The sequence below is a fragment of the Dactylosporangium sp. NPDC000555 genome (assembly GCF_040300025.1).
Classification (GTDB): Bacteria; Actinomycetota; Actinomycetes; order Mycobacteriales; family Micromonosporaceae; genus Dactylosporangium.
On record NZ_JBEPDB010000028.1, the window covers coordinates 42,386 to 58,630 of the forward strand.

The following is a 16,245-nucleotide window of genomic DNA, read 5'->3' on the forward strand; positions in this document are numbered from 1 at the left end:
GACCCTTACCAGCGCCGGATTCGCGCGTTCTGCGGGAACGAACGCGCGGGGTCGCCGGCGTCGCGGAGCCTCCGGTACCGTCACGGTGTTCGATGCGCATCGTGGCGGGGAGGGTGCGATGAGCGAGCAGGGCTTCACGGTCGACTCGCAGGCGGTACATGGCTTCGGCACTGAGCTCCGGCGCGACCTGGACGTCCACCTGTCGTCGGAGAAGCTCCAGACCCTGCACATCTTCGCCGGACTCCCGACGTTCGGCGCCCGGACCGCAAGCCCGGCCGTCCAGCAGGCCGCGCGGGATTACCACGCGCGCCTGCTGGAGCTCTACGAGGTGATGGACGCCCTGCTGTACAACGGCGAGGTGATGGCACGCGCGGCCCACACCATCGCCGACGCATACGCCACCGCCGACACCCTCTCCGGCGAGGACATCACCACCGTGCTCCGGGGCGCGAAGGAAGCGGTGGCCGCGGACGCCGCCGCCGTCGACCCGAGCACGCGCAGGCCGATCTGATGACTCAGACCTACGACGGCTACACGCTGCCCAAGCTCTGGGAGATGGTCAAGGACGAGGATCCCGAGACCGGCTTCACGCACGTCAACGCCCTGAACCGGATGCGCGCCGCCTTGGAGCAGCAACGCGACAACTTGCGGGCGCAGCGGGACCGCCTGACCGAGGGCTGGCCCCCGGACCGCAGCGAGGCCGCGATGGCGTTCGTCGGGCGAATCAACGACATGATCGATGTGATGACGTACACCGCGGCCGCCGCCGGCCGCATCTGCACGGGCGTCGACGAGGTGTTCGCCGCGATCCGCGAGGCGAGGCGCCAACTGGAGCCATTGATGGACGAGTACGCCGGCCGCAGCCCCGGCCAGGGCCTGTCGGTCGCGAACGCGGACCACGCCGCGTTGAACCAGCACGGCCGAAACGTCTTGATCGCGGCCGACACCAAGGTGGCCAAGGCGTCCGGGTTGATCAACTCCAGCCCGCCGCCCTATCGGCGCATTGACAACCCGGGCGAATCCATCACCCCGATCACGGCGGGTTCGGGAGGCGGTCCGGGCTCCTCCGCCAGCGGTCGAGCGCCCGGAGGCGGCCAATCGGTGCTGCCGGCGCCCGTGTTCCATCCACCGCCGCCCATGTCCGTAGGCGGCGCGCTTCCCGATAGCGGTTCCGGCGCCGGATCGTTCGGCGCTGACGGCACGCCCGCCCTGGCCGGCGACGTCTCCGGCCAATCGAGCACGGCCGGCGGTGGAGGGGCTGGCTATTCCGTGCCAGGCCAGGTGGGAGTCATCGGTGGCGTGGACCCCGGCCACCCGACGCCGGGCACGACCAGCGCCGTCGCTTTCCGTCCCGGCGGCATCGGGCCGGGCGGTGTGATCGGCGCACTCCGGCAGTCCGATCCCGCAGGCGGCCAGTTCACCACCACGCCGATGGCCGGCGCTGGTCCGCGGGCCGGGTCCACGCAATCGGCGCGGCGTCAGATGACCGGAAGGCCGGCTGTGTCGCGCGAGCCCAAATCGAGAGGAACCGGCGGCACGATGGGCGGGTACAGCGACCACTCCTTCGAGCGGTATGCCGAGCGCCGCCGGTCGAAGCGCACCGACAGCGACGAGCTGTGGTCGGTCGACGAGGGGGTGTCTCCGGTGCTCGATGCAACCAGTCCGCAGAGCCATGACCCGGGTCCGGGTGTGTTGGGGATCGACCGTTGATCGTTTCGCTCCGGCGCGCGAGCGCCACGGTGCTTGCGATCGTCCTGGTGGTGATGGGGGCTGCACGCCCAGTGGCCGCTGACAACATCCGGACTCTGCAATGGCACCTCGCCGCACTGTCCATTCCGGAGGCGCAGAAGATCAGCCAGGGCGAGGGGGTGGTGGTCGGCCTTCCGGACACTGGGGTCGACGTCAAGCACACGGAGCTGGCCGAGGCGGTGTTACCCGGGAAGGGTTTCGGGGAGGGCAACGACACCGACGGGAGAGTCGACTTCCTCGGCCACGGCACCGCGATGGCCGGCCTGATCGCCGGGCGCGGCCTTCCGAACGGCGGTGGTGTGCTCGGCGTGGCGCCGAAGGCCATGGTTCTGCCGCTGCAGACCTTGCGTAACGACGACGGACATGGGGTGACGGCGTTTCTCGCGGAGGGCATCAACTGGGCCGTCGATCACGGTGCGAAGGTTATCTGCGTGGCTGCGGTCACCGGCGAGGACTCCCAGGTCCGGGACGCCGTTGAGCGTGCCCTGAGATCGGACGTCGTTGTGGTCGCAGGAGTCGGCAATACGCCGGATGCGGCCACGGTCGGATTCCCCGCGAAGCTGCCGGGAGTGCTGGCGGTGGGTGGCACAGACCGTAACGGCGACCACGCGTCGATATCGGCGACCGGGCCTGAGGTGCTGGTCGTCGCACCTGCGGTGGATGTTGTCTCGACGAGGCCGTTCGGCAAGTACGCCCCCGCCACGGGCACGAGCGACGCTACCGCGATCGTGGCCGGGGTGGTGGCGCTGGTGCGGGCCAGGTTTCCGGGGCTCTCCGGGGCCGAGGTCGTCCACCGGATCACGGCCACCGCTACCGACATGGGTAAGCCCGGGCGGGACGACGAGTACGGCTTCGGGATCGTGAACCCCGTGGCCGCGCTCACCGCCGATGTGCCGTCCGTGGCGGTCTCGTCGTCGGGGGGTGGATCGGTGGTGGATGCCGGCGGCGCACAGCCCGCGGGGGGTGACCGGGCGGTCCGGGCCGTCTTGCTCGTCGGCGGGGTGGTGGTGCTCCTCGGGGGGCTGGTGATCGCGGTGCGGAGGCGGCGGCTGCCGCGAGGGTGATCACCTCCAGTTAGCGTGTGGCGGTCACCCCTGGCGGGTAAGGCGCGCAGAATGGGGAACACGGTCGTTGACACGCTCGCGCCGCTGGGCGTTGCGCTCGGGGCCGCTTTGCTGGGGCTGCTCGCGGTCCAGGTCCTGCACAAGATGATCCTGCGGGTCGGACGGCAGTCGAAGTTCTTCTGCGAGCTCGCCAACCGGATCCACCGGCCGATGCAATGGGTCGTCGTGCTCTGCGCCGTGTACTTCGCGGTGCGCGCCACCGCCAACGGGGCGGCCTGGCGGCACGCGTTCCTGCGTGCCGATCAACTGGTCATCATCGCGGCGGCGGCCTGGCTGCTCGTGTCGCTGCTCGTGGTGCTCGAGGATACCGCGCTGTCGCGGGTGCGCACCGACGTGCCGGACAACCGTACGGCCCGGCGCGTGCACACGCAGGTGGTGATGATGCGGCGGGTCACGGTGGCCGTCGTGGCGGTGCTCGCCGGCGCGGTGATGCTCATGACGATTCCCCAGGCGCGGCTCGTGGGCACGAGCGTGCTCGCCAGCGCCGGTTTCGCGGGCGTCATCGCCGGTCTCGCGGCGCAGAGCGTGCTGCGCAACATGTTCGCGGGGCTGCAGCTGGCGTTCTCCGACGCGGTGCGCCTCGGCGACGTGGTCATCGTCGAGAACGAGTGGGGGCGCATACAGGAGATCACCCTGTCGCACGTGGTCGTGCACGTGTGGGACGACCGGCGGCTGATCCTGCCGACCTCGTACTTCACCGAGAAGCCGTTCGAGAACTGGACCCGCACCGAGTCGGCGCTGCTCGGCGCGGTCATGTTCGACGTGGACTGGTGGCTGCCGGTGCCGGAGATGCGCGAGGAACTGCGCCGGGCGCTCGAGTCGACGGATCTGTGGGACGGGCGGGTGTCGGTGCTGCAGGTAGTCGAGGCCACCGGCCAGGCGATGCGGCTGCGCGCCCTGGTCAGCGCCCCGGACGCGCCGAAGCTGTGGGACCTGCGCTGCTTCGTGCGCGAGCACCTCGTGACCTGGCTGCGCGACGCGCACCCGTCGGCGCTGCCGCGCATGCGGGCCGAGATGAACTCCGCGATGCCGCTGCACGCGACGCTCACCGGTCAGACCGTCACCACCGACGGGGACTCGCGGGTGTTCAGTCACAGCGTCGACGGCCGGGCCCGCGCGGAGGCGTTCACCGGGCGCGAGTAATGATCCGGGCAGAGACCAGCCGGCCGCCCACAAAACTGTACAGTTCATGACAAAAGCCCAGAAGTGGATCAGTCGCCCGCCGGCAGGGCCGCCGCCGGTACGGTGGCCAACGGACCAGTATCGGGGAAACCCCCGGTGGACGGCGTCTCAACTGATGGCGTGTGGCCGGGGCAGCCGAAACGCGCGGTGGCGAAGGGGCTAGCCTCGAGATGTGACTCGACGCGCCAAAATCGTCTGTACGCTCGGCCCGGCGACATCGTCGGCCGAGCGGCTCCGTGGCCTAGTCGACGCCGGGATGGACGTCGCGCGGCTCAACTTCAGCCACGGTAGCCATGAAGATCATGCCTCGGTATACAACCTCGTCCGGGAAGCCGCCATCGCCGCCGGCCGCCCCGTGGGAGTTCTCGCGGACCTTCAGGGTCCCAAGATCCGTCTCGGCCGCTTCGCAGACGGACCGCACGAGTGGCGGAACGGGGACACCGTCGTCATCACCAGTGACGACATCCTCGGCACCGCCGACCGGGTCTCGTGCACGTACAAGAAGCTTCCGCAAGAGGTCAAGCCCGGCGACCGGCTGCTCATCGACGACGGCAAGGTCGCCGTCGAGGTGGTCACCGTCACCGGCAACGACATCTCCGTCCTCGTCACCGAGGGCGGCCCGGTCTCCAACAACAAGGGCGTCTCGCTGCCGAACGTGGCCGTGAGCGTGCCGGCGCTGTCGGAGAAGGACGCCGAGGACCTGCGCTTCGCGCTGCGCCTCGGCGCGGACTGGATCGCGCTGTCCTTCGTGCGCTCGCCCGACGACATCAAGCTCGTCCACGAGATCATGGCGGAGGAGGGCATCCGCCGCCCGGTTATCGCGAAGGTCGAGAAGCCCGAGGCGGTCGCCTCCCTCGAGGCCATCGTCAACGCGTTCGACGGCGTCATGGTCGCGCGCGGCGACCTTGGCGTGGAGATGCCGCTCGAGCAGGTGCCGCTGGTGCAGAAGCGGGCCGTGCAGCTGTGCCGCGAGCAGGCCAAGCCGGTCATCGTCGCGACCCAGATGCTCGACTCGATGATCGAGAACGCGCGGCCGACCCGGGCCGAGGCCTCCGACGTGGCCAACGCGGTGCTCGACGGCGCCGACGCCGTCATGCTCTCCGGGGAGACCAGCGTCGGGAAGTACCCCATCCTGACCGTCTCCACGATGGCCCGCATCGTCGCGACCACCGAGGCCGGCTCGCTGTCCGTGCCCCGGCTGCAGCACGACCCGCGCACCAAGGGTGGCGCGCTCACCTCGGCGGCCTCCAACATCGCGCGCAACATCGGCGCGAAGGCGCTGGTCGCGTTCTCCCAGACGGGCGACACGGTGCGCCGCCTCGCCCGGCTGCACTGCGAGCTGCCGCTGCTGGCCTTCACCCCGGAGCCCACGGTCCGCAACCAGCTCACCCTCAGCTGGGGCGTGCAGACGTTCGACGTGCCGTTCGTGGCGCACACGGACGAGATGTTCAAGCAGGTCGACATGGCCCTCGTCGGGCTGCCGTGGCTCGCGCCCGGCGACGACGTGGTCATCGTCGCCGGCTCGCCGCCCGGCACCCCGGGCTCGACGAACACGCTGCGGGTCCACCAGCTGGGAGCACTGTCACACGACTGAGCGGACCCGGAGGGTCGGCCCTTGCGTAGATTGTCCGTGTGACCGAACTGGTGAGCGGGCAGGCCGCGGTGGACGAGCTCGTCCGGCTCCTGGATCTTGAGGCACTGGGGGACGACCGGTTCCTGGGCATCAGCCCGCCGGTCGGCCCCCAGCGTGTCTATGGCGGGCAGGTGGCCGGCCAGGCCCTGGTCGCCGCCGGGCGCACCGTCGACCCGCAGCGGCGGGTCCACTCGCTGCACGGCTACTTCGTGCGCCCGGGCGATCCGAGCGTGCCGATCACGTACACCGTGGAGAACATTCGAGACGGCCGGTCGTTCTCGGTGCGCCGCTCCGTCGCCGAGCAGCACGGCAAGGTGATCTTCTTCATGTCCGCCTCGTTCCACCGCCACGAGGAGGGCCTGGACCACCACGAGCCGGCCCCCGCGGACGTGCCCCCGCCCGACGAGTTGCCGACGATGGCGGAGCGCATGGCGAAGTACGAGGAGCGGGCCGGGATCTGGGCGGTCATCCCGCGCCCGATCGATGTCCGCTACGTCGGCGAGCCCGGCTGGGTCCCTCCCGGCGACCGCCCGGCCGAGGCCCGCCAGCGGGTCTGGATGCGCCTGGACGGCAAGCTGCCCGACGACCCGGTCCTGCACACCTGCGTGCTCACGTTCGCCTCCGACATGACGCTGCTCGACTCGGTCCTGGCCGCGCATGGCGCCGTCTGGGGACCAGGCGGCTTCGTCGGTGCGAGCCTCGACCACGCGATGTGGTTCCACCGCCCCTTCCGCGCCGACGAGTGGTTCCTCTACGACTGCGCGAGCCCGTCCGCGTCCGGCGCGCGCGGCCTGGCGGAGGGCCGCATGTTCACCCTCGACGGACGTCACATCGCGACAGCCGTGCAGGAAGGCCTGTTGCGGCGCGTGGGAGGATGAGAACATGCGCCTTTCGGCCAGAGTTGACTACGCGCTGCGCGCGGTGAGCGAGCTGGCGGCCACCTCCGCGGACGGCAAGCTGGTGACCGCGGACCGCCTCGCCTCGGCCCAGGAGATTCCGCCGAAGTTCCTGGAGAGCATCCTGCTGCAGCTGCGCCGGGGCGGCATCGTCGTGGCGCAGCGCGGCCCCGAGGGCGGCTACCGACTGGCCCGCCCGGCCGGCGACATCTCCCTGGCCGAGATCATCCGCGTGATCGACGGCCCCCTCGCCAACGTCCGCGGCCAGCGCCCGGAGGAGCTCGGCTACCATGGCGCCGCCTCCGCACTGCAGGACGTGTGGATCGCGCTGCGCGCCAACGAGCGGCTGATCCTGGAGACGGTCACGATCGAGGACGTGGTGACGGGCGAGCTGCCGGAGCGGGTGCGCAACCTGGTCGCCGACCCGCGCGCCTGGGTCTGAGGGGCTTGCATTCCGGGACTCGGGTCCGCTTCACTCGCGGACCGTTCCTCCCGCGAGACATCGGGTCCGCGGTGCCAAGAGGCCCGTACTCGCTATTTTCGATCGGGTTTATAGGAGATAGGATCGGCGCATGATCGTCGTGCTCTCCGGGAACCCGCGCCCTCACTCGCGCACGTTGCACCTGGCCGAGGAGGTCGGCGCCGCGCTCGCCGAGCGGCTGTCCCAGCCGGTACCGCACACCATCGACGTCGCGGCCCTCGGCACCCGCCTGCTGCAGCCCGGCGACGGCGTGGTCCTCGACGCGCTCAGCCGGCTGCGCCGCGCGAGCCTGCTGGTGGTGGCGACCCCGACCTACAAGGGGACCTACACCGGCGTCCTGAAGGTCCTGCTCGACCAGCTCCCCGCCGACGCCCTGCGCGACGTCGCCGCCGTCACGGTCGTCACCGCCGGCGTCCGTCCCCAGGCCGAGGCGACCGAGCGCCACCTGCAGGAGCTGCTCAACGAGCTCGGCGCCGTGCCAGTGCAGCCCGGCCTGGCCGTGGTGGAGCCGGAACTGGCCAACGCCGGCACCGCCGCCACCGAGTACGTGGCGCGGATCGGCGACTCCTTCGCCGCCGCCGAGGCGCCCTGACCGGCGCCGCTGCCCGCGTGAGCGGCCCGCCCGCCCCGGCGTCAGTTGTGCAGCGAGGCGGCCATCATCGGCGCCGCCGTGCCACCGGTGCCGTGCTCGATCAACTCGTTGAGCGACCGGGCGATGCTGACCAGCGCATAGGTCTGCGTCACCCGCAGCGTCCGGTCCAGCTCGAGATCGTCGGCCATGTCCAGCTCGGCGCGGATGCTGTGCAGGAAGCCCTCGGCGGCCTGCAGATACGGGTCGTGCGCTTTCGACATGATCCGAGCGTAGGGCGCGGCCCCGCATCTGCGGGCACGGTTCGCCCAGACCGGCACCTCCGGCGCCGCTCCGGTCTGCGCCCGTGGCCGCCGTGTTGCCACGGCGGCCGGGCTGTCGGGGCTATTGGGGTTGTCGGGGCTATCGAGGCTGCCAGGCCGCCGGTGGGGTGGTCAGCCGGCGCACGTGGGCCGGCATCCGCCCGCGCACCACGTCGGCGAGGCTGACCTCGTCGAGCACGTTGCGCACCGAGGCCCGCACGGCGACCCACAGCTGCTGCAGGTGTTCGGCGGTCCCGGAGTACAACGCCTCCTCGGGCCGCACTCCGCGGACCTCCGCGAGCGGCCCGTCGACGGCGCGTAACACGTCGCCGACCATGATCTCCGACGGCTGGCGGGTGAGCACGTACCCCCCGTCGACGCCTCGTTGCCCCCGAACCAGGCCGGCCCGGCGAAGGTCGCCGAGCACAGCCTCGAGGAATTTGCGGGGCATGTCCTGTTCGTCGGCGAGGCCGGCGGCCGAGACCACCGCCGGATAGGCGGCGGCGAGCCCGAGGGAGGCTCGCACCGCGTAATCCCCGCGCGCCGAGATGTGCATCGAAAGACTGCCTTTCCGGCCGGGCTTGTGGTACTGGATTTCCTATACCAATGTAGGGTGCCCGCTCACGGGCGATCCCCGGGGTAGCTTGTCGGACTATGCGATCCGATGAGCCACGCCGCGGCGCCGACCACAACGTGATGCGAGAGGTCAATCGCTCACTGGTGCTTGCCCTGGTCAAGGAGGGTGGCCCGGTCTCGCGGGCGAGCATCGCACGCTCGACGACCCTGGCCAAGCCCACGGTGTCCGCGATCGTCGACGAGCTCATCGCCGACGGCCTGGTGCGCGAGATCGGCCCCGGCTCCACCGCGGTCAGCGGCGGGCGCCCCCCGATCCTGCTGGAGTTCAACGCCCGCTCCCAGTTGGTGGTGGGCGTGCACATCGGCGCCCGCCGCACCGCGATCGCGATCGGCGACGCCGCCGGCGAGGAGATCGCCCGCCGCGAGTTCCCGACCCCGCGCCCCGGCATGACCCCGCCCGCCGGCGCACCCTCCGTGACTTCCGCCGATCCGCCGACCCCCGCGGCGCCCCGGCCGCTCGCTGCCGGTCCAGGCGCGGCCACTCCAGATGGCGCCACTTCGGATGGCGCCACTTCGGATGGCGCCACTTCGGATGGCGCCACTGCGGATGGCGCCACTGCGGATGGCGCCACTGCGGATGGCGCCACTTCGGATGGCGCTAGGTCGGATGACGCCCGGTCGGATGGCGTCAGACCGGATGGCGTCGAGCTGGATGGCGCCGGTCCGGATGGCGCCGCTGCAGACGGGGGCGGCCCGGGTAGGCGTGTTCCGAGTGGTGCCGCTCCGGGTGCGGCGGGTCCGGGTGGTGCCGCTTCGGGTGGGGTTGGGTCCGGTGTGGCGGGTCCGGGTGGGGCCGGGTCGGGTGCAGCTGCTCCAGGTGGTGTCGCTCTGGACGAGGCTGGGCCTGGTGGGATTGCTCCGGATGGTGTTGCTCCGGACGGGGTCGAGCCGGATAGCGCCGCTCTGGACGGGGTCGGGCCTGGTGGGGCTGCTCCGGGTGGTGCCGCTTTGAACGGGGTCGGGTCGGGGGGTGGGCCGGCGGCGGGTGCGTTCCGGGACGAGCCCGCGCCCGCCGATCCCGAGGTGGTGTTGCGGCTCGTGGCGGCCGAGGTGCGCGCCGCGATCGCCGGGGCCGGGCTGCCGGGTGCGAAGATCGCCGCGGTCGGCGCCGTGCTGCCGGGGCTCACCGACTTCCACACCGGCGTGTGCCTGCTGGCGCCCAACCTGGGCTGGCGCGACGTATCGGTCCGCGACATCCTCGCCGCCGAGCTCGGCGCGCCCGTCTACGTCCACAATGCCGGGCAGGCCGCGGCCGTCGCCGAGAACCTCGAGGGGGCCGGGGGGCGGGTGGGGGACCTGGCGCTGCTGTACGCCGGCACCGGCCTGTCCGCCGGGATCCTCTCCGACGGCCGGGTGTTCCACGGCGTCGGCGGCACCGCCGGGGAGATCGGGCACAACGCGGTGCCGGGCATCGACGAGCCGTGCAACTGCGGCAACGTCGGCTGCCTGGAGACGGTGGCGTCGGGACCGGCGATCGTGCGGGCCGCGCGGCGCGCGCTGGCGGCGGGGGAGGCCTCGGCGCTGGCAGAGGCGGACGGGTTCGACGCCCGCGACGTGGCGGCGGCCGCGCAGGCCGGCGACGACGTGGCCGGGCGGGTCATCGCCACGGTCGGCGAGCACCTCGGCCTGGCGGCGTCGTGGCTGATCAACGCGTACAACCCGGCGCTCGTCGTGGTCGGTGGCGGCCTCGCCGCGATCGGTGACCTGCTGCTCGACCCGCTACGCGCCGCGGCGGCCCGGCACGCCCTGGCGCCCGCGCTGCGCGGCGTGGAAATCCGCGCCTCGGTCCTGGGCCCGGACGCCGAGGTCCGCGGAGCGGTGCTGCTCGCCCTGCAGCACTCGGAGACGTACTACCGCGTGGTCTTCCGCGCCTGACCTTCCAGAACGCGGCGCTCTGTTCCGCCAGGCGGGGATGGGCGGTGGGCCGGTCCGGCTCGGGGTTAGTTCTTTTCTTGAACTAACCCCGGCTCGCGGCGTAGCCTGAGGCCCACATCCGCCAACACCCCGCCTGCGAAGAGGTAGCTCATGAACGATTACCAGCCCAGCCGCGAGGACAAGTTCTCCTTCGGGCTGTGGACCGTCGGCTGGCAGGCCCAGGATGTGTTCGGCGGGCCGACGCGTGCGCCGCTGGACTCGGTCGAGGCGGTGCACCGGCTGTCGGACCTCGGCGCCGCCGCGGTGACGTTCCACGACGACGACCTGATCCCGTTCGGCAGCGACGACGCGACCCGCGACAAGCTCATCGGGCGCTTCAAGGACGCGCTGCAAGAGACGGGCCTGCGGGTCGAGATGGTCACCACCAACCTGTTCAGCCACCCCATCTTCAAGGACGGCGGGCTCACCTCGAACGACCGCGCGGTCCGGCGGTTCGCGCTGAAGAAGGTGCTGCGCAACATCGACCTCGCCGCCGAGCTCGGGGCCGAGACGTATGTGCTGTGGGGCGGGCGCGAGGGGGCCGAGTCCGGCGGGGCGAAGGACGTCGCCGCGGCGCTGGACCGCTACCGCGAAGGGCTCAACCTGCTGTGCGCCTACGTGCGCGACCAGGGGTACGACATCCGGTTCGCGCTTGAACCCAAGCCCAACGAGCCCCGTGGCGACATCCTGCTGCCCACCATCGGCCACGCCCTCGCGCTCATCGCGACGCTCGAGGAGCCCGCGCGGGTGGGGCTCAACCCGGAGGTCGGCCACGAGGAGATGGCGGGGCTGAACTTCGCCCACGGCATCGCCCAGGCCCTGTGGCACGGCAAGCTGTTCCACCTCGACCTCAACGGCCAGCACGGGCCGCGCTTCGACCAGGACCTGCGCTTCGGCGCCGGAAACCTCCGCGGCGCGTTCTGGACCGTCGACGTGCTCGAGACCGGCGGGTACACCGGCTACCGCCACTTCGACTACAAGCCGCCGCGCACCGAGGACTACGACGGGGTGTGGGAGACCGCCCGCGCCTGCATGCGCAACTACCTGATCCTGCGCGAGCGGGTGCGCTCGTTCCGCGCCGACCCCGAGGTGGCCGCGGCGCTGGCGGCGGCCCGGGTCGAGGAGCTCTACGAGCCGACGCTGGCCGAGGGCGAGACGATCGAGTCGCTGCGCGCCGAGGAGTTCGACGTGGACAAGCTCGCCGCGCGCGGCGGCGCGTTCGAGCGCCTCGACCAGCTGGCGATGGAGCACCTGCTCGGGGTGCGTTCATGACCGGCCCGGAGCGCAGCGGAGCGGAGATTTCGGCATGACCCTCGTCGCCGGGGTGGACACGTCCACCCAGTCGACGAAGGTGCTCGTGTGTGACGCGGACACCGGCGCGGTCCTTCGGGAGGGCCGCGCCGGCCATCCGGACGGGACCGAGGTCGCGCCCGAGCACTGGTGGCGCGCGTTCCAGGAGGCGATCGCCGGTGGGCTGCTCGACGGGGTCGCCGCGATCGGCGTCGGCGGGCAGCAGCACGGGATGGTCCTGGTCGACGAGGCCGGCGAGGTCGTCCGCGACGCGCTGCTGTGGAACGACACCCGCTCCGCCGGCGCCGCCGAGGACCTGATCGGCGAGCTGCCCGGCGGCGCCGCCGGCTGGGCCGAGGCCGTCGGGCTGGTCCCGGTGGCGAGCTTCACCGTCACGAAGCTGCGCTGGGTGGCCCGCAACGAGCCCGACGTCGCGGCCCGCGCGGCGGCCGTCATGCTGCCGCACGACTGGATCACGCACCGGCTGCGGGCCGGCCGCGGTGCGGAGCCGACCACGGACCGCGGCGACGCCTCCGGGACCGGGTACTGGTCGCCGTCCACCGGGCGGTACCGCACCGACCTGGTGCGCCTGGCGTTCGGGCGGGACCTCGCGCTGCCCCGGGTCGCCGGGCCGGCCGAGGTCGTCGGCGAGACCGAGGGCGGCGCGCTGCTCGCCCCCGGCACCGGCGACAACATGGCCGCGGCGCTCGGCCTCGGCCTGCGTCCCGGGGACGTGGTGGTGTCGCTGGGCACGTCCGGCACCGTGTTCGGGGTCTGCGCGACGCCGGTGGCCGACCCCGGCGGTACGGTCGCCGGATTCGCCGACGCGAGCGGCCGGCACCTGCCGCTGGTCGCGACGCTGAACGCGGCACGGGTGCTCACGGCGGCCGCGGACCTGCTCGGCGTGCCACTGTCCAAACTAGACGAGCTGGCGCTGTCGGCGGAGCCGGGAGCGGGCGGGCTGACGCTGCTGCCCTACCTCGACGGCGAGCGCACCCCCAACCTGCCCGACGCCCGCGGCCTGCTCAACGGCCTCACCCGCGCCAACGCCGGGCCGGCGAACCTGGCCCGCGCCGCGTACGAGGGCATGCTGTGCGGCCTGGCCGACGGGCTCGACGCGGTCCGCGCGGTCGGCGTGCCGGTGGAGCGGGTGCTGCTCATCGGCGGCGCCGCGGCCTCGGCGGCGGTCCGGGCGATCGCGCCGGCGCTGCTCGGGATGCCGGTGAGCGTGCCGGAGCCGGGGGAGTACGTGGCGCTCGGCGCGGCCCGCCAGGCGGCGTGGGCGCTGCGCGGCACGGCCGAGGCGCCGGCGTGGCCGGTGTCCGCGGCCGAGGTCACCGCCGTTCCCGCCGAGGGGATCCGCAAGGTGTACGCCGAGGTGCGCGACCGCGCGCAGGCCCTGCTGCGGTGACGGGACCGCGGCTGACGCGGCCGCACGGATGACGAGAGCGCTGTGGTGACGGGCCGGGGTTCGCGCCCCGGCCCGCACCGCGGTCGCGGCGGGCTGCGGCGCCGGTCGTTCGCAGCCCGGCTCCGCAATCCCGCGCGCCGGGCCGCTCCCTCGTGCGGCCGGGCGCTGGATCGCGTCCGCAGCAATGACTCTGGGGCGTCCCGGTTGCGCGCGGCGGTTCCCGGCCGGGAGTGCGAGCGTTGCCGCGGTAGCGAGTCGTGTGTAAGAAATGGCTGCCATGGCAGCCATTTCTTACACACACAGCTCAGCGCGGCCGGTGAGCCGGCGCACGCCGGCGGCGCCGCCGCGGTCGATGGCCGCCTTCACCACCGCGAAGATCGCGCCCTGGAGGGCGGCGGCGGCCAGGACCTCGGCCCAGCCGTACTCCCGCGACGTCGCCTCGGGCGCGTACTCCTCGCCGGCCAGGCGCTTCCACACCTGCTTGAACACGAAGCCCGCCGCCACCCCGCCGGCGATGCCGGACGCGATGCTCAACGGCTTGTACAACAGCTTGCTCACCTGGGCTCCATCCGTCGGGGTGGCGGCGTCACGGCCGGTGGTTGCGGTAGCGGATGAGCGCGGCCAGGATCAGCAGCGCGGAGCCGACGACCCACGGCGCCGGGCGTTCCCGCGCCGAGCGGACCACCCGGCGCATCCCCGCCTCGACGCTGCGCCGCGGGTTGGTGCGCAGCTCGCGGCCCGCGTAGGCGGCGTTGACCGCCACCTGCTCGACGCCCTCGCGCATGCGCAGCCTCGCGGCCGTGACCGAGGAGTGCATCGTCTCCTGGGCGCGGGCCTTCACGTCCGCCTTCGCGGCGAGCGCCTCGACGGTCTCGCCGAGGCCGGCACGGGTCCGGGCGATCTCCTCGCGCAGCGCGGCCGCGTCGAGGGTCGCGTTGTGCCCGTTGTGGCTGTACCGGTCGCCGCCGCGGCCGGAGCGGTCGTATCTGGGTTCGGCCGCGGTCATCGTTGCCCCCCATGCTTGACCGAGGCGGCGATGACGTCGATGTCGGCGCGGACGCCGGCGACCGCGCCCTCCGGCATCGGCGATCCCGCCTTGCGCATCTGGCCGCGGCCGAGCATCGCCAGCACGCCGGCGATGACCAGCAGTACCGCGCCGATGATCAGGGCCGACAGCCACGCCGGCACGGCCGCGGCCAGGCCGATGACGGCGGCCGCCAGCAGCGCGCCGACGCCGTAGAACGCGACGACGCCTGCGCCGCCGAACATGCCGGCCCCGACGCCGGCCCGCTTGCCCTTCTGGGTGAGCTCGATCTGGGCAAGCTTCAACTCGTCGCGCACCAGCGTGGACATCTGCTCGGCGGCGAGCCTGACGAGCTCTGCCGTGGACCGGTCGCCGACCGGTGTCGCGGGGCCGGCGACCGGGTTCTCTACGCGCGGCGGAGCGGCCGGGCGGTCGTTCAGGGTGTACGTCATGGTTTCTCCTCTCGGCCGTACTTACCTGATTCCCCGCCCGGGCCGGGACCTAACCCGCAACTGTGGCCGCGGGCGCCCCACTGGCCCCGGGCGTCCCGTGCGGCGACTCCGGCTCCTCGCGGGCCCGGGCCGGCAGCAGGAATGCGAGCCCGCCGGCGAGGGCGAGCAGGCCGATCTCGAGCCACAGCACGCGCTGCAGCGAGCCGGTGAAACCGCCGCCGGTGCCGAGCCAGGAGAAGAACGCGGTGCCGAGCACGGCGACGCCGACCGCGCCGCCGACCTGCTGCGCGGCGGTGAGGGTGCCCGACGCGGAGCCGACCTCGTGCTCGTCGACGGCGGCGAGGACGATATCGAAGTACGGCGCCATCGACGCGCCCATGCCGGCGCCGAGGACGAGCAGGGCCGGCACCAGGGGCCACGGCGTGCCGAGACCGGTCCCGCCGGTGGCGGCGAGGGTGGCCAGCAGCGCCGCGGCGCCGAGGCCGACGACCGCGGTACCGCCGACGAGCAGCCGCCGGCCGCCGAACCGGGCGCCCAGGGCCTGCGAGGCGACGGCCCCCACGGCGGTGCCGAGTGCCCACGGCGCCTGGGCGAGGCCGGCGCGCAGCGGGGAGTAGCCGAGGCCGAGCTGGAGGTACACGCTGAGGACGAGGGTCAGGCCCATGAGCCCGGAGAAGAAGATCAGCCCGACCAGGAGACCCGCGTTGAAGCGGCGCTTGGCCAGCAGGGACGGCTCCACCAGGGGGCTGTGCCCGGCGCGGGTGCGGCGGCGCTCGTAGAGCCCGAACAGTGCGAAGGCCGGCAGGGACGCGATCATCGCCGCCCAGCACCACCAGGGCCAGCCGAGCTCGCGCCCCTGCACGAGGGGGAAGACGAGCAGGAGCAGCGCCGCGCCGAGCAGCGCGGTGCCGGGCAGGTCCAGGCGCAGCGCGGGATCGCGCCCGGCGGCGGCGCGGGGCAGCACCAGCGCGGCACCGGCGAGCGCGGCCAGGCCCACCGGCAGGTTGACCAGGAAGATCATCCGCCAGCCGGTGCCGAACAGGTCGGCGCCGACGAGCAGTCCGGCGAGGATCGGCCCGCAGACCGCGGACAGGCCCATGACGGGGCCGAACGCGCCGAACGCCGCGCCGATCCGCTCGGGCGGGAACGCCGCCTTGATCAGGCCCAGCCCCTGCGGGATGAGCACGGCGCCGGACAGGCCCTGCAGCACGCGGAACGCGACCAGCCAGGCCGGGCCCGGGGCGACCGCGCACAGCAGCGACATCAGGGTGAACCCGGCGGCGCCCGCCATGAACATGCGGCGGCGGCCGAAGATGTCGCCGAGGCGGCCACCGGTGACGAGGCCGATGGCGAACGCGAGGGTGTAGCCGGCGGCGAGCCACTGCAGGAACCCGGTGCCACCGCCGAGATCGGCGCGGATGGACGGGCCGGCGATGGCGATGATCGTGGCGTCGAGGAGGTCCATCACCTCGGCGGCCAGCACGACGGCGAGGACGGCCCACTTCCAGCGGTAGGGATCGGAGTTCGAACGCTGTTCGTTAATCACGAACGTCGTTCTAGCT

At 72.8% G+C, this 16,245-nt stretch carries 16 protein-coding genes and 1 pseudogene; 11 read left to right on the plus strand and 6 right to left on the minus strand.

Annotated elements, in window-relative coordinates; translation table 11 throughout:
* The first annotated feature begins 118 nt into the window (after nucleotides 1-118).
* The 8 genes from ABT297_RS18825 (at nucleotide 119) to ABT297_RS18860 (ending at nucleotide 7,657) form a co-directional block, all read left to right on the plus strand.
* On the plus strand, nucleotides 119-511 hold the full coding sequence (locus tag ABT297_RS18825; RefSeq protein WP_350550896.1) for a hypothetical protein: 393 nt from the start codon (nucleotides 119-121) through the stop codon (nucleotides 509-511).
* Entirely contained in the window at nucleotides 511-1,710 is a 1,200-nt protein-coding gene (locus tag ABT297_RS18830) for a hypothetical protein (protein ID WP_350550899.1), read from the plus strand. The genes ABT297_RS18825 and ABT297_RS18830 overlap by 1 nt, the downstream gene beginning before the upstream one ends.
* Nucleotides 1,707-2,813 carry a S8 family serine peptidase gene (locus tag ABT297_RS18835; RefSeq protein WP_350550902.1) on the plus strand — a complete coding sequence of 369 codons (1,107 nt, stop codon included), beginning with the start codon at nucleotides 1,707-1,709 and terminating at the stop codon, nucleotides 2,811-2,813. The genes ABT297_RS18830 and ABT297_RS18835 overlap by 4 nt, the downstream gene beginning before the upstream one ends.
* 51 nt (nucleotides 2,814-2,864) lie before the next feature.
* Entirely contained in the window at nucleotides 2,865-4,016 is a 1,152-nt protein-coding gene (locus ABT297_RS18840) for a mechanosensitive ion channel family protein (protein ID WP_502885590.1), read from the plus strand.
* A 211-nt stretch (nucleotides 4,017-4,227) separates the two neighbouring features.
* The gene (gene pyk / locus ABT297_RS18845) at nucleotides 4,228-5,649 is read left to right on the plus strand and encodes a pyruvate kinase (protein ID WP_350550905.1); all 1,422 of its coding nucleotides are present in this window, start codon (nucleotides 4,228-4,230) and stop codon (nucleotides 5,647-5,649) included.
* Between the two features lie 47 nt (nucleotides 5,650-5,696).
* Nucleotides 5,697-6,566, plus strand: a complete 870-nt coding sequence (locus ABT297_RS18850) for an acyl-CoA thioesterase (RefSeq protein ID WP_350551035.1) — start codon at nucleotides 5,697-5,699, stop codon at nucleotides 6,564-6,566.
* A gap of 4 nt (nucleotides 6,567-6,570) precedes the next feature.
* Nucleotides 6,571-7,026: an RrF2 family transcriptional regulator gene (locus ABT297_RS18855; RefSeq protein WP_350550908.1), complete on the plus strand. Its 456-nt coding sequence runs from the start codon at nucleotides 6,571-6,573 to the stop codon at nucleotides 7,024-7,026.
* Nucleotides 7,027-7,156: 130 nt separating this feature from the next.
* Nucleotides 7,157-7,657, plus strand: coding sequence for an NADPH-dependent FMN reductase (locus ABT297_RS18860; RefSeq protein WP_350550911.1), 501 nt, complete (start codon nucleotides 7,157-7,159; stop codon nucleotides 7,655-7,657).
* Between the two features lie 41 nt (nucleotides 7,658-7,698).
* On the opposite strand, the gene ABT297_RS18865 is transcribed toward ABT297_RS18860, so the two are convergent.
* Both ABT297_RS18865 and ABT297_RS18870 read right to left on the minus strand, forming a co-directional pair.
* Nucleotides 7,699-7,917 (minus strand): hypothetical protein, encoded by a 219-nt coding sequence (locus tag ABT297_RS18865; protein ID WP_350550914.1) that lies wholly within the window; start codon nucleotides 7,915-7,917, stop codon nucleotides 7,699-7,701.
* Between the two features lie 139 nt (nucleotides 7,918-8,056).
* Nucleotides 8,057-8,512: an RrF2 family transcriptional regulator gene (locus ABT297_RS18870; protein ID WP_350550916.1), complete on the minus strand. Its 456-nt coding sequence runs from the start codon at nucleotides 8,510-8,512 to the stop codon at nucleotides 8,057-8,059.
* A gap of 1,028 nt (nucleotides 8,513-9,540) precedes the next feature.
* Between ABT297_RS18870 and ABT297_RS18875 the strand changes: the two genes are divergently transcribed.
* From ABT297_RS18875 to xylB, 3 genes are all read left to right on the plus strand, one after another.
* Complete coding sequence (locus ABT297_RS18875) at nucleotides 9,541-10,467, plus strand: ROK family protein (RefSeq protein ID WP_350550918.1); 927 nt, start codon at nucleotides 9,541-9,543, stop codon at nucleotides 10,465-10,467.
* A gap of 150 nt (nucleotides 10,468-10,617) precedes the next feature.
* Nucleotides 10,618-11,778, plus strand: a complete 1,161-nt coding sequence (gene xylA, locus ABT297_RS18880) for a xylose isomerase (protein ID WP_350550921.1) — start codon at nucleotides 10,618-10,620, stop codon at nucleotides 11,776-11,778.
* A gap of 34 nt (nucleotides 11,779-11,812) precedes the next feature.
* Nucleotides 11,813-13,207: a xylulokinase gene (gene xylB, locus ABT297_RS18885; RefSeq protein ID WP_350550924.1), complete on the plus strand. Its 1,395-nt coding sequence runs from the start codon at nucleotides 11,813-11,815 to the stop codon at nucleotides 13,205-13,207.
* Between the two features lie 291 nt (nucleotides 13,208-13,498).
* Here the strand turns inward: xylB and ABT297_RS18890 are convergent, their stop codons facing one another.
* From ABT297_RS18890 to ABT297_RS18905, 4 genes and pseudogenes are all read right to left on the minus strand, one after another.
* Nucleotides 13,499-13,765, minus strand: coding sequence for a DUF4235 domain-containing protein (locus tag ABT297_RS18890; protein ID WP_350550927.1), 267 nt, complete (start codon nucleotides 13,763-13,765; stop codon nucleotides 13,499-13,501).
* A 220-nt stretch (nucleotides 13,766-13,985) separates the two neighbouring features.
* Nucleotides 13,986-14,120: pseudogene (locus ABT297_RS43170) on the minus strand (DUF3618 domain-containing protein); the annotation flags it as partial.
* 89 nt (nucleotides 14,121-14,209) lie between these two features.
* Complete coding sequence (locus tag ABT297_RS18900; protein WP_350550933.1) at nucleotides 14,210-14,683, minus strand: phage holin family protein; 474 nt, start codon at nucleotides 14,681-14,683, stop codon at nucleotides 14,210-14,212.
* 49 nt (nucleotides 14,684-14,732) lie between these two features.
* Nucleotides 14,733-16,229 (minus strand): MFS transporter, encoded by a 1,497-nt coding sequence (locus ABT297_RS18905; RefSeq protein ID WP_350550935.1) that lies wholly within the window; start codon nucleotides 16,227-16,229, stop codon nucleotides 14,733-14,735.
* Nucleotides 16,230-16,245: the final 16 nt, after the last annotated feature.

Excerpts from the sequence above, each read along its gene's own strand:
- ABT297_RS18870 (WP_350550916.1), bottom strand. The coding sequence starts at position 8,512 with ATGCACATCTCGGCGCGCGGGGATTACGCGGTGCGAGCCTCCCTCGGG.
- xylA (WP_350550921.1), top strand. The coding sequence starts at position 10,618 with ATGAACGATTACCAGCCCAGCCGCGAGGACAAGTTCTCCTTCGGGCTG.
- ABT297_RS18855 (WP_350550908.1), top strand. The coding sequence starts at position 6,571 with ATGCGCCTTTCGGCCAGAGTTGACTACGCGCTGCGCGCGGTGAGCGAG.
- ABT297_RS18840 (WP_502885590.1), top strand. The coding sequence starts at position 2,865 with ATGGGGAACACGGTCGTTGACACGCTCGCGCCGCTGGGCGTTGCGCTC.
- xylB (WP_350550924.1), top strand. The coding sequence starts at position 11,813 with ATGACCCTCGTCGCCGGGGTGGACACGTCCACCCAGTCGACGAAGGTG.
- ABT297_RS18830 (WP_350550899.1), top strand. The coding sequence starts at position 511 with ATGACTCAGACCTACGACGGCTACACGCTGCCCAAGCTCTGGGAGATG.
- ABT297_RS18900 (WP_350550933.1), bottom strand. The coding sequence starts at position 14,683 with ATGACGTACACCCTGAACGACCGCCCGGCCGCTCCGCCGCGCGTAGAG.
- ABT297_RS18825 (WP_350550896.1), top strand. The coding sequence starts at position 119 with ATGAGCGAGCAGGGCTTCACGGTCGACTCGCAGGCGGTACATGGCTTC.
- ABT297_RS18865 (WP_350550914.1), bottom strand. The coding sequence starts at position 7,917 with ATGTCGAAAGCGCACGACCCGTATCTGCAGGCCGCCGAGGGCTTCCTG.
- ABT297_RS18860 (WP_350550911.1), top strand. The coding sequence starts at position 7,157 with ATGATCGTCGTGCTCTCCGGGAACCCGCGCCCTCACTCGCGCACGTTG.